The following is a 16,416-nucleotide window of genomic DNA, read 5'->3' on the forward strand; positions in this document are numbered from 1 at the left end:
CGGGCCGCTTCTGGCCGAGAGCGGCCAGTCATTATCTAATCGAAACCACCTTTCTGCCTTGTGCCTCGCTAACAGCTGCCACGGAGAGGCTGCCAGTTGCTGCCTGCTGGATATGCCTGCTCCACCATTCCATCATAGGGCGCCTGCGTTCAATGTAGTCAGCGCGGTTGTAGGCGCTGCGGACCTCGTCTTTGTCGACGTGGGCAAGTGCCACCTCTATCAGCTCAGGGTCAAAGCCTTGTTCGTTTAAGGTGGTGCTGGCTAACGAACGCATTCCGTGGCTAACCAAACGACCGCCAAACCCCATGCGTTTCAGGGCCATATTGGCGGTTTGGCTGTTGCAATGGTCGCGTGGGTTGCGGTCGGCGGGGAATACATATTCGCGGTGCCCGCTGTATGGCTTGAGTGCCTCAAGGATGGCCAGAGCCTGTAGTGATAAAGGGATGGTGTGCGGGCGACGTTTTTTCATCCGTTCTGCAGGAATGGTCCAAATCTTCTTTTCCAGATCAATATCTGACCAACGTGTTGTGGCAGCTTCTACTGGTCGAGTCATGGTGTGCAGTTGCCATTCGATCAGAGCGCGAGTGGTTCGCTTGATGCTGGCATTTGCTAAGGCGACCATCAATTCAGGAAGCTCATCTGGGCGCAAGCTCGCCATATTCTGCTTTTTCGGCTTCTTGAAGACAGCACGAATACCGCTGAGAGGGTTGGCATGAATCAAACCAGAGTTGACTGCATAGGTCATGATCTCATTCAGCCGCTGGGATACGCGCTTGACCGTCTCCAGGCTGCCCTTGGTTTCCAGGGGGCGTAGCAGGTCAATTACCTTAGGAGCAGTGATCTTGGAGATTGGAGTCTGGCCAATATCCGGGAATACATGCAGGGTCAGGGAGCGCCAGATATCCTCGGCGTAAGCAGTGGTGACGTTCTCTTTTTTCAGATCAAACCAAGCTTCAGCTACTTTTTTGAGGGTGTGTTCAGCTGCTGCGCGCTGCTGATAGCGTTCGGCTTCTCGGTGTTCTTTCGGGTCCTTACCAATAGCGATAAGTTCTCGGGCTTCGATCGCCATCCGTCTGGCTTGGGCAAGAGAAATCTCGGGGTAAGGACCAAAGCCCATGGTGACGCGCTTCTTTGTAATGGGGTGTGTATAGAGAAGAAGCCAGAGCTTGGAGCCATTGATTCTTATACGCATTTGCAGTCCATTACCATCTCCTAGAGCGTAGTCCTTCTCTTTGGGTATAGCCTGCTTGATCTTTGTCTCTGTGAGTCGGGTTACGCGAGGGGGCATGTAGGGTCTCCAGGCACATTTGATGTGCACCAAGGAATACCATCATTCGTCGTGGTGTACAATGTGGTGCACATAAACGCGTGGCTGCAGGTGGACGCCTACGGACACCAGTAGAGCTGAAAGCCCCGTATTTACTGGATTTCAGACACAAAAAAGGACGTCCGTGGACGCCCTTAGATGTGTATTTGGTGGAGCCGGGGGGATTTGAACCCCCGTCCGCCAGTCCGCCACTATCGGTTCTACATGCTTAGCCATCTCTATTTAGTTAACTCGTCGCGGCCCGAGTGGCAGGGCGCTAGGAGCGAGCTGTATGAGTTTTAGCCGTTACGTCTACAGCGAACTTGGCGGCGATCCTGTTCTATATGACAGCCAGATCTTCGGGTTTACAGGCATCCCCTAGAGGCTGCTAGCCGACTTAAGCGGCTAGGGCGTAGTTGTCGTCGTTGGCAACTATTAGTTTGCAACAGTGGATTTACGAGTTCTGTTACCAACTCGGCATGCCCCTCAAGCTTTGTAACCGTCGTCGAATCCTGATCGGCCCCAAAACCCTTGGTACTTGTGTTACTCGATGAATCAGACGCCATTCTACGGGAAAGGTTCCCCGACGTACAGCGGCGGCGCTCAGCGGTTGGCTTCGCGTACCAGTCGCTGCTTCTCGCGATCCCAGTCCCTGTCCTTCTCGCTGGCGCGCTTGTCGTAGTCCTTCTTGCCCTTGACCAGGGCAATCTCGCACTTGACCAGATGTTTTTTCCAGTAGAGCGCCAGGGGGACGCAACTGTAGCCCTTCTGCTCGACCCCGGCGATGATCTTTTCCAGCTCCTTGGCGTGCAGCAGCAGCTTGCGGGTGCGCGTAGGGTCGGCAATGACGTGGGTGCTGGCGGTCTGCAGGGGGGTGATGTGGGCGCCGAACAGGTAGGCTTCGCCATCCTTGAGCAGGATGTAGCTGTCCACCAGCTGTGCCTTGCCGGCGCGCAGGCTCTTCACTTCCCAGCCGGCCAGGGCGATGCCCGCCTCGAAGCGCTGTTCGATGAAGTACTCGTGTTTGGCCCTTTTGTTAAGGGCTATGGTGCCGCCGTTGGGCTGGGATTTCTTTTGTTTGCTCATGGGCGGGTATTATAGGGACTGGCGCGTTCTTCGGCTATCACGTTGAAGTGGGGACGGCAGCGGTTGGAGTCGTCCTTCGTGCCGGGTCGCCGGGCAGGTGGTGAGGAATTGCCCCTGCACCCTGTGGTCTATTCGCTGGTAGGCTATGTTCTGCCCAAGCATATTTCTGAGCAACTAAGTGATCATTTATGACGCATATCAAGCGTTCGGCTCTGTTGCCATTTCCAGCAGAGCGTCTGTATGACCTGGTGAACCGGGTCGAGCATTACCCCGAATTCCTCCCCTGGTGCAGCAAGGCGGAAGTTCTCAGCGAGAGTGACGAGCAGATGCGTGCCCGGCTGACCGTGGGCAAGGCGGGGATCCATCAGAGCTTCACCACCCGTAACGATCTGGTGCCGGGCAAGCGTATCGACATGCACCTGGAGGACGGTCCCTTCAGTGAGCTGCACGGGGTCTGGGAGTTTCAGGCGCTCAACGAGCAGGCCTGCAAGATCACCCTGGATCTGCAGTTCAACTACTCCGGCACGCTGGTAAAGGCGACGCTGGGTCCGCTGTTCAACCATGCCGCCAATACCATGGTCGAGGCGTTCTCCAAGCGGGCGCACGAACTCTATGGTTGATAAGGGCATCAGTGTCGAGGTGGCCTATGCGCTGCCGGACAAGCAGAAGGTCATAAGGCTGACGGTTCCGGCGGGCACCACCATGCTGCAGGCGGCACAGCTGTCACGTATCGCCGAGCACTTTCCGGGGCTGGATGTGGAGCACAGCGCCATGGGCATCTTCGGCAAGGTGGTGGCGGCGCCGGCCGAGCGGGTGCTTGAGGATGGCGAGCGGGTGGAGATCTACCGACCGCTGATTGCCGACCCGAAGGAGGTGCGCAAGCAGCGCGCCGCGCGGGCCAGGGAAGGACTCAAAAGCGAGTGAGCAGGGGAGCGGGGCCAGCCGCCGCTCCCCTGGATATCATTCGCCGGTGCCGAGCGGGGCGCCGAGGTCGATCGGGTAGCTGCGGGCTGCCGGTTCGATGTCCTGTGTCGCGGGATCGGTGGTGTTGCCCATGATGGCCTCGTCGCGGCTGGTGCCGGGGACAAAGTCGCCGGCCAGACCGACCAGACGATCATTCTCGAACATCAGGCTGATACGTTCCTGCTCGCGGGGGTTATGCCCCGACTGCATGCTGTACAGGTAATCCCAGCGGTTCGGTTCGAAGGTGTCCTGGATGAGCGGGGTGCCCATGATGAAGCGCACCTGGCGGGTGGTCATGCCGGGGCGCAACTGGTCCACCATTTCCTGGGTAACGACGTTGCCCTGTTGAATGTCGATCTTGTACACGCCGGGGAATCCGCAACCGGAAAGGCTGGCGCTGGCGGCACAAAATACCAGGATACAAAGGGCACGGTTCAGACTATTTGGCATCGCGTGGTAACATCCACTATCGAAAGTTTGCTGAATGGCCCTGAATCATACCCGACAGATCCAGCGCTGCGAAGCATTGTGGAGAGAAACTGAACCATGGTTGAAAATCACGAACTGCGTAAGGCCGGCCTCAAGGTCACGCTGCCGCGAGTCAAGATTCTGCAGATGCTGGCCAACGACGATGACCGGCACATGAGTGCGGAGGATGTCTACAAGGCGCTGATGGAGGCGGGGGAGGACGTGGGTCTGGCAACCGTTTACCGGGTGCTGACCCAGTTTGAATCCGCAGGTCTGGTGGTGCGCCACAACTTCGATGGCGGGCATGCCGTTTTCGAACTGGCCGATGGCGAGCACCACGATCACATGGTCTGTGTGGATACCGGCGAGGTGATCGAGTTCTTCGATCCCGAAATCGAGCGGCGCCAGGAACAGATCGTGCGCGAGCACGGCTACGAGCTGGTCGACCACAATCTGGTGCTCTATGTGAAGAAACGGGATATCTGATCCCTTCCTGCCGATCGGTCGGGGCTGTCGTCAGGCCCGACCGGTTCTCGGAGCAGCCAGTTCGGCCGCTTCCTCTTCCTACCGCGCCAGCTGCCGGCGGGCGTGGGCCAGCGACTCCTCCGTCAGATCCACTCCGCCCAGCATGCGGGCCACTTCCTGAACCCTGTCCTCCCCCTCCAGCCTGTCTATGCAGGTGCGGGTCGAATCCCGTCGCTGCTCCTTGCGCACGAACAGGTGCTGATGCCCCTGGGCGGCGACCTGCGGCAGGTGGGTGACGGTCAGAACCTGGCCACGCTCGCCGAGATGACGGAGCAGTTTGCCGACGATCTCGGCAGTCGGGCCGCCAATGCCTACATCCACTTCATCGAACACCAGGGTCGGTACCCGGGAGGTCTGGGCGGTGATCACCTGGATGCCCAGGCTGATGCGTGACAGCTCGCCACCTGAGGCCACCTTGGCCAGCGGCTTGGCCGGCTGACCCGGGTTGGCGCTGACCAGAAATTCGACGTTCTCCAGTCCCTGCAGGGGGTACTGGGCGCTGGTGAGTGGACGCAGTTCGACCTGTACCTGGCCGCCCGGCATGCCCAGCTGCTGGATCTCGCCGGTCACCGCCTTGGCCAGTTTCTGCGCGGCCTTATGGCGGATCGCGGACAGCTTCGCGGCCAGTTGCTGATAGTGCTCGCGGTAGGCGGCCAGCTCCTCGGTCAGGCGGTCCTTGTCCGCATCGCTCTGCTGGATGCCTTCCAGCTCGTCGATCAGGCGTTGCTGCAGGGCCGGCAGCTCCTGGGGCGGAATCCGATGCTTGCGCGCCAGGTCGTGGATCACCCCCAGACGCTCTTCAACCTGTTGCTGGCGTTCGGGGTCCGCCTCGAAATGATCGAGGTAGCGACTGAGTTCTCCGACGGCTTCCTCGATCTGGATCTGGGCGCCGGTGAGCAGGTCGTGGGCCTCGCCCAGGCTGCGGCCATGGTGGTGCAGGCCGTTGAGGCGGTTGAGGCAGGCGCTGAGCGCCTGCAGCACGCTGCCGCTGTCGCTTTCACTGCAGATATTGATGATCTGCTGGCAGGACTGCATTATCTGCTCGGCGTTGGCCAGCTGCCGTTGTTCGCTTTCCAGCTGCTCCAGTTCGCCGTCCTGCAGACTCAGGTTATCCAACTCCTCCAGCTGGTAACTGAGCAGTTGCTGGCGGGCATTCTGCTCCTCGCTGATGTTGCTGGCCTGTTCGAGGGCCTGTTCGGTCTGCCGGCAGCGCTGGGCAGCCAGCTGCACCTGCCGCGCCAGCTCGCTGGCGCCGGCATAGTCGTCCAGCAACCGGCGGTGGGTGTCGGTCTTGAGCAGGGACTGATGTTCGTGCTGGCTGTGGATGTCGATGAGCATCTCGCCCAGCGCCTTGAGGTCCTGTTGCGGACAGGGGCTGCCGTTGATGTAGCCCCGGGAGCGGCCTTCGGCGGTGACTACTCGGCGCAGTATCACCTGATGCTCGTCACTGGCCAGGTCGCGCTGCTCGAGCCACTGTTGCGCTTCCGGAATGTCGCTGATGTCGAAGGTGGCGAGGATGTCTGCCTTGTCCGCACCGGGTCGCACCGCGCCACTGTCGGCGCGGTCGCCGAGGGTCAGGGCCAGGGCGTCCAGCATGATGGATTTGCCCGCACCGGTTTCGCCGGTGATCACGGTCATGCCGCGATCGAGCTCCAGTTCCAGATGATCGACGATTGCGTAGTTATTCACCGCCAGGTGCAGCAGCATGGAGTCATCTCCGCAGGCTTGTTGTTCTGGTTGTTTATACAGTAGTCGTGGTTTGTTGTTCAACCCCCTTGAACATCCCTCCGGCAGCCCCATATAGAGGTCATGCGCGTGGCCTGAGGGCCTCGTCACCCATTTGCTGACAGGAGGAGACATGGTGGACGAACAGAAACAGGAGCTGCAGGGCGAGGAGATCGGAACCGAGCAGCAGGAAGCCGCGACTCCGGCCGGGGATGACCCCGCTGCCCGTATCGCCGAACTCGAGGAGCAGCTGGCTGCCGCCCAGGACCAGGCGCTGCGTGCCGTTGCCGACGCGCAGAACGCCCGCCGCCGGGCGGAGCAGGAAATCGCCAAGGCGCACAAGTTTGCCCTGGAGCGGTTTTCCATGGATCTGCTGGCGGTGGTTGACAGCCTGGAGCGCGGTCTGGAGCTGTCCAGTAACGAGGATCCGGCCATCCGGCCCATGCGTGAAGGCATGGAGCTGACCCTGAAACTGTTCACCGACACTCTGGCGCGGCATCAGGTAGTGGCTGTGAATCCGGAGGGTGAGCCCTTCAACCCCGAGCTGCATCAGGCGATGGCGATGGAGGCCAGCGACAAGGTCGAGCCCAATACCGTGCTCAAGGTGTTCCAGAAGGGTTACACCCTGAATGAGCGCTTGCTGCGCCCGGCCATGGTGGTCGTAAGCAAGGCCGGGTCTGACCAGACTGGCGGAACAATTGACGAACAGGCGTGAAGTTGTACTTGAAATAGCATTTTCCGGCCTTATCTAGAGTTCAGAACAGATTGAACAGCGCCGCCGGGTACGTGCGGCCAGCATATTCGGAGACATAAACACATGGGTAAGATCATCGGTATCGACCTGGGGACCACCAACTCCTGCGTCGCTGTCATGGAGAACGGTGCCGCCAAGGTCATCGAGAACGCCGAAGGCGGGCGCACCACTCCGTCCATCGTCGCCTACACCAGCGACGGCGAGACCCTGGTCGGCCAGTCCGCCAAGCGTCAGTCGGTTACCAATCCGCACAACACCCTCTATGCGGTGAAGCGCCTGATCGGTCGCCGCTTCGATGAGGACGTGGTGCAGAAGGACATCAAACTGGTGCCCTACAAGATCGTCAAGGCCGACAACGGCGATGCCTGGGTCGAAGCCAAGGGCGAGAAGATGGCGCCGCCGCAGATTTCCGCGGAAGTGCTGAAAAAGATGAAGAAGACCGCCGAGGACTACCTGGGCGAGCCTGTGACCGAAGCGGTCATCACCGTTCCGGCCTACTTCAACGACAGCCAGCGCCAGGCGACCAAGGACGCCGGGCGTATCGCCGGTCTGGACGTCAAGCGCATCATCAACGAGCCCACAGCCGCGGCGCTGGCCTACGGCATGGACAAGGCCCGTGGTGACTCCACCGTGGTGGTCTACGACCTGGGTGGTGGTACCTTCGACGTGTCCATCATCGAGATTGCCGAAGTGGATGGCGAGCACCAGTTCGAGGTGCTGGCGACCAACGGTGACACCTTCCTCGGTGGTGAAGACTTCGACATGCGTCTGATCGACTATCTGGCAGACGAGTTCAAGAAGGAAAACGGCGTTGACCTGCACAACGATCCGCTGGCGCTGCAGCGTCTGAAGGAAGCGGCCGAGAAAGCCAAGATCGAGCTGTCCTCCAGCCAGCAGACCGATGTCAACCTGCCGTACATCACTGCTGACGCCTCGGGTCCCAAGCACCTGCAGGTCAAGGTAACCCGTGCCAAGCTGGAGTCGCTGGTCGAGGATCTGGTCAAGCGCAGTATCGAGCCCTGCCGCATCGCCATGCAGGATGCCGGTCTGGACGCCTCGGAAATCAACGAGGTGATCCTGGTCGGTGGTCAGACCCGCATGCCGCTGGTGCAGAAGACCGTTGCCGAATTCTTCGGCAAGGAGCCGCGCAAGGACGTCAACCCGGATGAAGCGGTAGCCGTTGGCGCTGCCATTCAGGGCGCGGTACTGGCCGGTGACGTGAAGGACGTGCTGCTGCTGGACGTGACCCCGCTGTCGCTGGGTATCGAGACCATGGGCGGTGTGATGACCACCCTGATCGAGAAGAACACCACCATTCCGACCAAGAAGTCGCAGGTGTTCTCCACCGCGGACGACAACCAGACTGCCGTGACCATTCACGTGCTGCAGGGCGAGCGCAAGCAGGCCACGCAGAACAAGTCGCTGGGTCGCTTCGACCTTGCCGACATTCCGCCGGCGCCGCGCGGTGTGCCGCAGATCGAGGTCAGCTTCGACATCGATGCCAACGGTATCCTCAACGTGTCCGCCAAGGACAAGGCCACCGGCAAGCAGCAGTCGATCGTCATCAAGGCCAACTCCGGTCTGTCGGATGAAGAAATCGAGAAGATGGTGCGTGATGCCGAGGCCAACGCCGAGGAGGACCGCAAGTTCGAGGAGCTGGTGACCGTGCGCAACCAGGGCGATCAGCTGGTGCATGCCACCCGCAAGACCCTGTCCGAAGCCGGCGACAAGGCCACCGAGGAGCAGAAGGCCGCAATCGAGAAGGCGCTTGCCGATCTGGAAGAAGCGGTCAAGGGTGATGACAAGGCAGAGATCGAAGCCAAGATCAATGCGCTGTCCGAAGCCTCTGCCCCGGTTGTGCAGAAGATGTATGAGGAGCAGGCAGCCCAGGGCGATGCCCAGGCCAATGCCGGCGAGAGCAAGGCTGACGCAGATGATGTGGTCGATGCCGAGTTCGAAGAAGTCAAGGACAACAAGTAGTCCTTGGGTGCACCGGGCCTGCCTCAGGGTGGGCCCGTGCACAGCGCGGCAGGGCAACGCGGGAGCTTATCCCGCGTTGCTGTTTGTGCCGTAGGATATTCCAAAGGAAACAGGACATATGGCCAAGCGTGACTATTACGAAGTGCTGGGCGTGGAGCGCGGCGCCAGTGAAGCCGAGCTGAAAAAAGCCTATCGCCGGTTGGCAATGAAATATCACCCGGATCGCAATCCGGATGACAAGGAAGCGGAAGAGAAATTCAAGGAAGCCAACGAGGCTTACGAGATTCTGACCGACGCCAACAAGCGGGCGGCCTACGACCAGTACGGTCATGCCGGCGTGGATCCGAACATGGGCGCCGGTGCCGGCGGTTTCGGCGGCGGCAATTTCTCCGATATCTTCGGCGACGTGTTCGGCGATATCTTCGGGGGCGGCGGTCGCGGCCGTTCCTCGGTGCAGCGCGGCAGCGATCTGCGCTATACCCTGGAGCTGGATCTGGAAGAGGCTGTGCGCGGTACCACCGTGACCATCAAGGTGCCGACCCTGGTGGGCTGCAAGACCTGTGACGGCAGCGGTGCCAAGAAGGGTACCAAGCCGACCACCTGTACCACCTGTGGCGGTCATGGTCAGGTGCGCATGCAGCAGGGCTTCTTCGCTGTGCAGCAGACCTGTCCGCGGTGTCATGGTACCGGGCAGATGATCAGTGACCCCTGCCGCGACTGCCATGGCCAGGGCCGTGTGGAAGAAACCAAGACCCTGTCGGTCAAGGTGCCGCCGGGCGTGGATAATGGTGACCGCATCCGTCTGGCCGGGGAGGGCGAGGCCGGGGTCAACGGTGGACCCACCGGCGACCTCTATGTGGTGGTGTCGGTACGCGAACACCGGATCTTCCAGCGCGATGGCAAGAACCTCTATTGCGAGGTGCCGATCAACTTTGTCGAAGCGGCCCTGGGTGGCGAGCTTGAGGTGCCGACTCTGGACGGCCGGGTCAAGCTGAAGATTCCCGAGGGAACCCAGACCGGCAAGCTGTTCCGCCTGCGTGGCAAGGGCGTGGTGCCGGTGCGTGGTGGTGCCCCCGGCGACCTGCTGTGCCGTGTGGTGCTGGAAACCCCGGTTAATCTGACCAAGCGGCAGCGCGAGTTGCTCAGCGAATTGCGTGATACCCTGCAGGCTGAGGGCAGCAATCAGACGCCGCGGGCCAAGAGCTGGTTCGAGGGCGTGAAAAATTTCTTTGAAGACATGAAGTTCTGACCGGGGAAAGCATGAGAAGAATAGCGGTAATCGGCGCAGCCGGACGCATGGGCAAGACCCTGATCGAGGCCATAGGTCAGGCTGAGGGGGCGCGTCTGACGGCCGCCATCGAGCGCCCGGAGAGCAGCCTGCTCGGTGCTGATGCCGGCGAGCTGGCCGGTGTCGGTCGGCTGGGCGTGGCCATCGTCGGGGATCTGGCGCAGGTACTCGACGACTTCGATGTGCTGATCGATTTCACCCATCCGACCAGTACTCTGGTCAACCTGGAAATCTGCCGCACCGCCGGCAAGGCCATGGTCATCGGTACCACCGGCTTTTCCGAGGAGGAAAAGCAGTTGATCAGCCGGGCGGCCGAGCAGGTCCCGGTGGTCTTTGCGCCGAACTTCAGCGTCGGCGTCAATCTGACGCTCAAGCTGCTGGACATGGCCGCCCGGGTCATGGGCGATGATGCGGATATCGAGATCATCGAAGCGCACCACAGGCACAAGGTGGATGCCCCCTCCGGTACCGCGCTGCGCATGGGTGAGGTAGTGGCCCAGGCGCTGGGGCGGGATCTGCAGAAGGTTGCGGTGTACGGCCGCGAAGGCCAGACCGGCGCCCGTGATCGGCAGACCATCGGTTTCGCCACCGTGCGCGCCGGGGATGTGGTGGGTGATCACACGGTGCTGTTTGCCACCGAGGGTGAGCGCGTGGAGATCACCCACAAGGCCTCCAGTCGCATGACCTTTGCCAAGGGCGCGGTGCGTTCGGCCATCTGGCTGGCGGCCCATGACCGGGGGCTGTTCGACATGCAGGATGTACTCTCGCTGCGTGATTGAGATTTGCGGTACAAAAAAAGCCCGGTCAGGTGGTCTGACCGGGCTTTTTTGTTGCTGAATGGCGCTCAGCTCTGGCGCAGCTGATCGCGCGCCATCTGATCCAGGGTTTTGGTGTTGCGCAGCAGATAGAAGGCGGCGATGGTGGGCACCCAGTTGTCGTGGTGATTGATCAGTCGCGGCTGAATGAAGCTGTACTGCTTTTCCAGATCCTGCAGCGTCGGGTTCAGGTCCGGCAGCAGCTCGCGAAGGGTTGCCGCCCGTGCGGTGATGCGTGCATCTATGGTGTTGAAGATGCCTTCGCTGGTCTCCATGAAGTACACGCCGATCGAGCTGAACATGTTGTTCTGGTACAAAAGCAGGATCTGATTGGTCTCCAGGCTCTGCTGGTGCAGCGCGAGCAGACGCTCATCGGCTCCTTCGGCGGCGCTGGCATAGCGTGCGGCGATGGCCTTGTCCATCTCCGCGTGGGCCATCATGGTGCGGTTGACCGTGGCCAGATGATAGTGCGCCTCTTCCTCGGTCTGGTTCTCGATCTCGCGGATCAGGCTGACGAACTGGTTGTAGGGCACGCGGATGTCGCTGGGGTTGTCCAGCTGGCGCAGCAGTTTCTCCATATTGAGCAGGGCTTCGTTGTAGGCTTCCCGGTTGCCCGGTTCGCGTACCCGCTCGTAGAGGTTGTTGTCGATCAGCAGATAGGTGGCCGCGCGGTAGCCTTCACTGCGCAGCTCGTGAAGACTCTGAGCCAGCTGTGCATCGGCCTGGGACTGGGCAGCAAGTCCGAGGAACAGCAGGAACAATACATACTTCAGATAGGTTTTCATGGTTGAAGTCCCTGTTCTTGTTGTTGAACCTTGTGTCGAGCCGCCCGGCCAGCAACGGGGTGCTGGTGCGCCTGCACAGGTTTCGTGATCCAGATGCAGTTTTAACACGTCCGCCGGGATTATGAAACAGAACGGCAGAACGTCTTGGTCGTGTGGATGTAAGGGGATAACCGGTGTGGATATTTATTGGTCAAGCCGGTAAAATGTCGGGCTAATCTGTCTATCTCAGCGCGTATCTGACAATGCCTTTGCAGTGGGGTGAAGTGGAAATCACATCATTCCCGCTTTTGTGCAGCCCGCGTTCGGCAAAAACGTGTCAGTCTTTCGGAGGTTTTCTTGTCCAAGCCCGCCATTCTTGCTCTCGCCGACGGCAGCATCTTCCGTGGTGAAGCCATCGGCGCCGACGGCCACAGCGTCGGCGAGGTCGTATTCAATACGGCCATGACCGGATACCAGGAGATCCTCACCGATCCATCATACGCGCGTCAAATGGTCACGCTGACCTACCCGCATATCGGCAATACCGGTACCACCCCGCTGGATGCCGAATCCGACCGGGTCTGGGCTGCCGGTCTGATCATCCGGGATCTGCCGCTGATCGCCAGCAACTGGCGCAGCCGTCAGCCGCTGGGCGAGTACCTGAAGGAAAACGGCACTGTCGCCATTGCCGGTGTCGATACCCGTCGCCTGACCCGCATTCTGCGGGAAAAAGGGGCGCAGAATGGCTGCATCATGGCAGGTGAGGATGCAACCGAAGAGAAGGCGCTGGAGCTGGCCAGGGGGTTTGCCGGCATCAAGGGTATGGACCTGGCCAAGGAAGTCACTACCACCAGCGTCTACGAGTGGCGGCAGAGCACCTGGGATCTGGCTACCGACAGCTACCCCGAGATAGACGCAGCGCAGCTGCCCTACCATGTGGTGGTCTATGATTACGGCGTCAAGCACAACATTCTGCGCATGCTGGTAGCGCGCGGTTGCCGCCTGACCGTGGTGCCCGCCCAGACGTCCGCTGCCGATGTGCTGGCGCTCAATCCCGATGGCGTACTGCTGTCCAATGGCCCGGGAGACCCGGAGCCCTGCGACTACGCCATCCGCGCCATCCGCGAGCTGCTGGAGACCGATACCCCGATCCTGGGCATCTGTCTGGGTCACCAGCTGCTGGCCCTGGCCTCGGGCGCGCGCACGGTCAAGATGCCCAGCGGGCACCACGGTGCCAACCACCCGGTACAGAATCTGAAGACCGGTGAGGTCATGATCACCAGCCAGAACCACGGGTTCGCAGTGGACGAGAGCGCCCTGCCGGCCAACGTGCGGGCAACCTACAAATCACTGTTTGACGGCACCCTGCAGGGTATCGAGCGCACCGACAAGGAAGCCTTCAGCTTCCAGGGTCACCCCGAGGCCAGCCCCGGCCCGGGTGACGTGGCTCCGCTGTTCGAGCGTTTCATTGCAGCCATGGCCAAGCGCGCCTGAGTCGCCGGCACACCCAAGGATTAATAGCACACATGCCAAAACGTACTGACATCAAGAGTATTCTGATCCTCGGCGCCGGGCCCATCGTCATCGGCCAGGCCTGCGAGTTCGACTATTCCGGCGCCCAGGCCTGCAAGGCGCTGCGCGAAGAGGGTTTCCGGGTCATCCTGGTGAACTCCAACCCGGCCACCATCATGACCGACCCGGCCATGGCCGACGCCACCTATATCGAGCCGATCAAGTGGCAGACCGTGGCGCGGATCATCGAGAAGGAGCGTCCCGACGCCCTGCTGCCGACCATGGGCGGCCAGACCGCACTGAACTGTGCGCTGGATCTGGAAAAGCACGGGGTGCTGGAAAAGTTCGGCGTCGAGATGATCGGAGCCAACGCCGACACCATCGACAAGGCCGAGGACCGTTCGCGCTTCGACCAGGCCATGCGTGCCATCGGTCTGGAATGCCCGCGTTCGGGTATCGCCCACAACATGGACGAAGCCTACGGCGTGCTGGACAAGGTCGGCTTCCCCTGCATCATCCGTCCCTCCTTCACCATGGGCGGCACTGGCGGCGGTATCGCCTATAACCGTGAGGAATTCGAGGAAATCTGCACCCGCGGTCTGGATCTGTCGCCGACCAAGGAGCTGCTGATCGACGAGTCGCTGATCGGCTGGAAGGAATACGAGATGGAGGTGGTCCGCGACAAGAAGGACAACTGCATCATCGTCTGCTCCATCGAGAACTTCGACCCGATGGGCGTGCATACCGGTGACTCCATCACCGTGGCTCCGGCCCAGACCCTGACCGACAAGGAATACCAGATCATGCGCAACGCCTCCCTGGCGGTACTGCGCGAGATCGGTGTGGAAACCGGTGGTTCCAACGTCCAGTTCGGCATCAATCCGGTCGACGGCCGCATGGTGGTCATCGAGATGAACCCGCGCGTGTCGCGCTCCTCGGCGCTGGCCTCCAAGGCCACCGGCTTCCCGATTGCCAAGATCGCTGCCAAGCTGGCCGTGGGTTACACCCTGGACGAGCTGAGCAACGACATCACCGGCGGCCGTACTCCGGCCTCGTTCGAGCCGTCGATCGACTACGTGGTCACCAAGGTACCGCGTTTTGCCTTCGAGAAGTTCCCCAATGCCGACGCCCGCCTGACCACCCAGATGAAGTCCGTGGGTGAAGTCATGGCCATCGGCCGCACCTTCCAGGAGTCCATGCAGAAGGCCCTGCGCGGGCTGGAAGTGGGTTCCTGCGGCTTCGATCCGCAGCTGGATCTGGGCGCCGCTGACGCCGCGACCATCCTGACCCGCGAGCTGACCGTGCCGGGTGCCGAGCGTATCTGGTACATCGGTGATGCCTTCCGTGCCGGCATGAGTGTCGAGCGCATCTTCGAGCTGACCAAGATCGATCCCTGGTTCCTGGTGCAGATCGAGGATCTCATCAAGGAAGAGCAGCACCTGAGTCAGCTGGGGCTGGCCGACGTGGATCGCGACCTGATGTTCCGCCTCAAGCGCAAGGGCTTCTCCGATACCCGTCTGGCACAGCTGCTGGGCGTGAGCGAGAAGAACCTGCGTTCGCAGCGCCACAAGCTGGGTGTGTTCCCGACCTACAAGCGGGTGGATACCTGTGCCGCCGAGTTCGCCACCGATACCGCCTACATGTACTCCACCTATGAGGAAGAGTGCGAGGCCGATCCGACCAGCCGTGACAAGATCATGGTACTCGGCGGCGGCCCGAACCGTATCGGCCAGGGTATCGAGTTCGACTACTGCTGCGTGCACGCGGCGCTGGCCATGCGCGAAGACGGTTACGAGACCATCATGGTCAACTGCAACCCGGAAACCGTTTCCACCGACTATGACACCTCCGATCGTCTGTACTTCGAGCCGGTGACCCTGGAGGACGTGCTGGAGATAGTGCGGGTCGAGCAGCCCAAGGGCGTGATCGTGCAGTATGGCGGTCAGACCCCGCTGAAGCTGGCCCGCGCCCTGGAAGAGGCCGGCGTGCCGATCATCGGCACCAGCCCCGAGGCCATCGACCGTGCCGAGGACCGTGAGCGCTTCCAGCAGATGGTCGAGCGTCTGAAACTGCGTCAGCCGCCGAACGCTACCGTGCGCAGCGAAGACGAGGCCATCAGCGCCGCAGCGAAGATCGGCTACCCGCTGGTGGTGCGTCCCTCCTATGTGCTGGGTGGTCGCGCGATGGAAATCGTCTACCAGGAAGAGGAGCTCAAGCGCTACCTGCGTGATGCGGTGAAAGTGTCCAACGACAGCCCGGTGCTGCTGGATCACTTCCTCAACTGCGCCATCGAGATCGATGTGGATGCGGTGTCCGACGGTACCGATGTGGTCATCGGCGCCATCATGCAGCATATCGAACAGGCTGGCGTGCACTCCGGCGACTCCGCCTGTTCGCTGCCGCCGTATTCGCTGTCCCCGGAGATCCAGGACCAGATGCGCGATCAGGTCAAGCGCATGGCGCTGGAACTGGGCGTGGTCGGTCTGATGAACGTGCAGCTGGCACTGCAGGGTGACACCATCTACGTCATCGAGGTGAATCCACGCGCCTCGCGTACCGTGCCCTTCGTGTCCAAGTGCATCGGCCAGTCCCTGGCGCAGATCGCTGCCCGCGTCATGGCTGGCAAGACCCTCAAGGAGCTGGGCTTCACCCAGGAGATCATCCCGAACTTCTACAGCGTCAAGGAAGCGGTGTTCCCCTTCGCCAAGTTCCCGGGTGTCGACCCGATTCTCGGGCCGGAAATGAAGTCCACCGGTGAGGTCATGGGTATCGGCGACTGCTTTGCCGAGGCCTTTGCCAAGTCCCAGCTTGGCGCCAGCGAAGTGCTGCCGACCTCCGGCACCGTGTTCATCAGCGTGCGCGAGGACGACAAGCCCTTCGTCGCCGACATGGCCCGCGAGCTGGTTGATCTGGGCTTCGAGATCGTCGCCACCGCCGGAACTGCCCAGGTCATCGAGGCCGCCGGTCTGCCGGTACGTCGGGTGAACAAGGTCACCGAAGGTCGTCCGCACATCGTCGACATGATCAAGAACGACGAGATCCGTCTGGTGATCAACACCACCGAAGGTCGTCAGTCGATCGCGGACTCCTATTCCATTCGCCGCAATGCGCTGCAGCACAAGGTGTACTCCACCACGACCCTGGCCGGTGGTCAGGCTGTCTGCATGGCACTGAAATTCGGACCCGAGCGGGCGGTGCGCCGTCTGCAGGATCTGCACGAGAGATTGTAA

General features: G+C 61.2%; 13 protein-coding genes, 1 other RNA gene and 1 pseudogene. 9 read left to right on the forward strand and 6 right to left on the reverse strand.

The genetic code is table 11. The features are described 5' to 3' along the window. Positions 1-31: 31 nt before the first annotated feature. The 3 genes from BM046_RS11780 to smpB form a co-directional block, all read right to left on the reverse strand. A complete protein-coding gene (locus tag BM046_RS11780; protein ID WP_090539706.1) occupies positions 32-1,288 on the reverse strand; it encodes an integrase domain-containing protein in 1,257 nt (418 codons plus the stop codon). A 186-nt stretch (positions 1,289-1,474) separates the two neighbouring features. After that, positions 1,475-1,830: a transfer-messenger RNA gene (gene ssrA, locus BM046_RS11785) on the reverse strand. Between the two features lie 79 nt (positions 1,831-1,909). After that, positions 1,910-2,392, reverse strand: coding sequence for an SsrA-binding protein SmpB (smpB, locus tag BM046_RS11790; protein ID WP_090539708.1), 483 nt, complete (start codon positions 2,390-2,392; stop codon positions 1,910-1,912). A gap of 188 nt (positions 2,393-2,580) precedes the next feature. Here smpB and BM046_RS11795 point away from each other — a divergent pair, with 188 nt between their 5' ends. Continuing rightward, a complete protein-coding gene (locus tag BM046_RS11795; RefSeq protein WP_090539710.1) occupies positions 2,581-3,012 on the forward strand; it encodes a type II toxin-antitoxin system RatA family toxin in 432 nt (143 codons plus the stop codon). Further along, entirely contained in the window at positions 3,005-3,316 is a 312-nt protein-coding gene (locus BM046_RS11800) for an RnfH family protein (protein WP_090539712.1), read from the forward strand. The genes BM046_RS11795 and BM046_RS11800 overlap by 8 nt, the downstream gene beginning before the upstream one ends. 81 nt (positions 3,317-3,397) lie before the next feature. On the opposite strand, the pseudogene BM046_RS11805 reads toward BM046_RS11800, so the two are convergent. Continuing rightward, positions 3,398-3,805, reverse strand: a pseudogene (locus BM046_RS11805) (outer membrane protein assembly factor BamE); the annotation flags it as partial. A 96-nt stretch (positions 3,806-3,901) separates the two neighbouring features. Between BM046_RS11805 and fur the strand changes: the two are divergent. Next, the gene (gene fur, locus BM046_RS11810) at positions 3,902-4,309 is read left to right on the forward strand and encodes a ferric iron uptake transcriptional regulator (protein ID WP_090539719.1); all 408 of its coding nucleotides are present in this window, start codon (positions 3,902-3,904) and stop codon (positions 4,307-4,309) included. A gap of 78 nt (positions 4,310-4,387) precedes the next feature. On the opposite strand, the gene recN is transcribed toward fur, so the two are convergent. Next, complete coding sequence (gene recN / locus BM046_RS11815) at positions 4,388-6,055, reverse strand: DNA repair protein RecN (protein ID WP_090539721.1); 1,668 nt, start codon at positions 6,053-6,055, stop codon at positions 4,388-4,390. A 151-nt stretch (positions 6,056-6,206) separates the two neighbouring features. On the opposite strand from recN, the gene grpE reads away from it, so the two are divergent. The 4 genes from grpE (at position 6,207) to dapB (ending at position 10,874) form a co-directional block, all read left to right on the forward strand. Next, positions 6,207-6,788 carry a nucleotide exchange factor GrpE gene (gene grpE / locus BM046_RS11820; protein WP_090539723.1) on the forward strand — a complete coding sequence of 194 codons (582 nt, stop codon included), beginning with the start codon at positions 6,207-6,209 and terminating at the stop codon, positions 6,786-6,788. Between the two features lie 84 nt (positions 6,789-6,872). Then, positions 6,873-8,807: a molecular chaperone DnaK gene (gene dnaK / locus BM046_RS11825; RefSeq protein ID WP_268875179.1), complete on the forward strand. Its 1,935-nt coding sequence runs from the start codon at positions 6,873-6,875 to the stop codon at positions 8,805-8,807. 118 nt (positions 8,808-8,925) lie between these two features. Then, a complete protein-coding gene (gene dnaJ / locus BM046_RS11830) occupies positions 8,926-10,056 on the forward strand; it encodes a molecular chaperone DnaJ (RefSeq protein WP_090539726.1) in 1,131 nt (376 codons plus the stop codon). 11 nt (positions 10,057-10,067) lie between these two features. Further along, on the forward strand, positions 10,068-10,874 hold the full coding sequence (gene dapB / locus BM046_RS11835; protein ID WP_090539727.1) for a 4-hydroxy-tetrahydrodipicolinate reductase: 807 nt from the start codon (positions 10,068-10,070) through the stop codon (positions 10,872-10,874). Between the two features lie 65 nt (positions 10,875-10,939). Here the strand turns inward: dapB and BM046_RS11840 are convergent, their stop codons facing one another. Next, positions 10,940-11,695, reverse strand: coding sequence for a hypothetical protein (locus BM046_RS11840; RefSeq protein WP_090539728.1), 756 nt, complete (start codon positions 11,693-11,695; stop codon positions 10,940-10,942). Positions 11,696-12,031: 336 nt separating this feature from the next. On the opposite strand from BM046_RS11840, the gene carA reads away from it, so the two are divergent. Both carA and carB read left to right on the forward strand, forming a co-directional pair. Next, complete coding sequence (carA, locus tag BM046_RS11845; RefSeq protein ID WP_090539729.1) at positions 12,032-13,168, forward strand: glutamine-hydrolyzing carbamoyl-phosphate synthase small subunit; 1,137 nt, start codon at positions 12,032-12,034, stop codon at positions 13,166-13,168. A 32-nt stretch (positions 13,169-13,200) separates the two neighbouring features. Next, the gene (carB, locus tag BM046_RS11850) at positions 13,201-16,416 is read left to right on the forward strand and encodes a carbamoyl-phosphate synthase large subunit (RefSeq protein ID WP_090539730.1); all 3,216 of its coding nucleotides are present in this window, start codon (positions 13,201-13,203) and stop codon (positions 16,414-16,416) included.

Source organism: Halopseudomonas formosensis, assembly GCF_900115905.1.
Lineage (GTDB): Bacteria > Pseudomonadota > Gammaproteobacteria > Pseudomonadales > Pseudomonadaceae > Halopseudomonas > Halopseudomonas formosensis.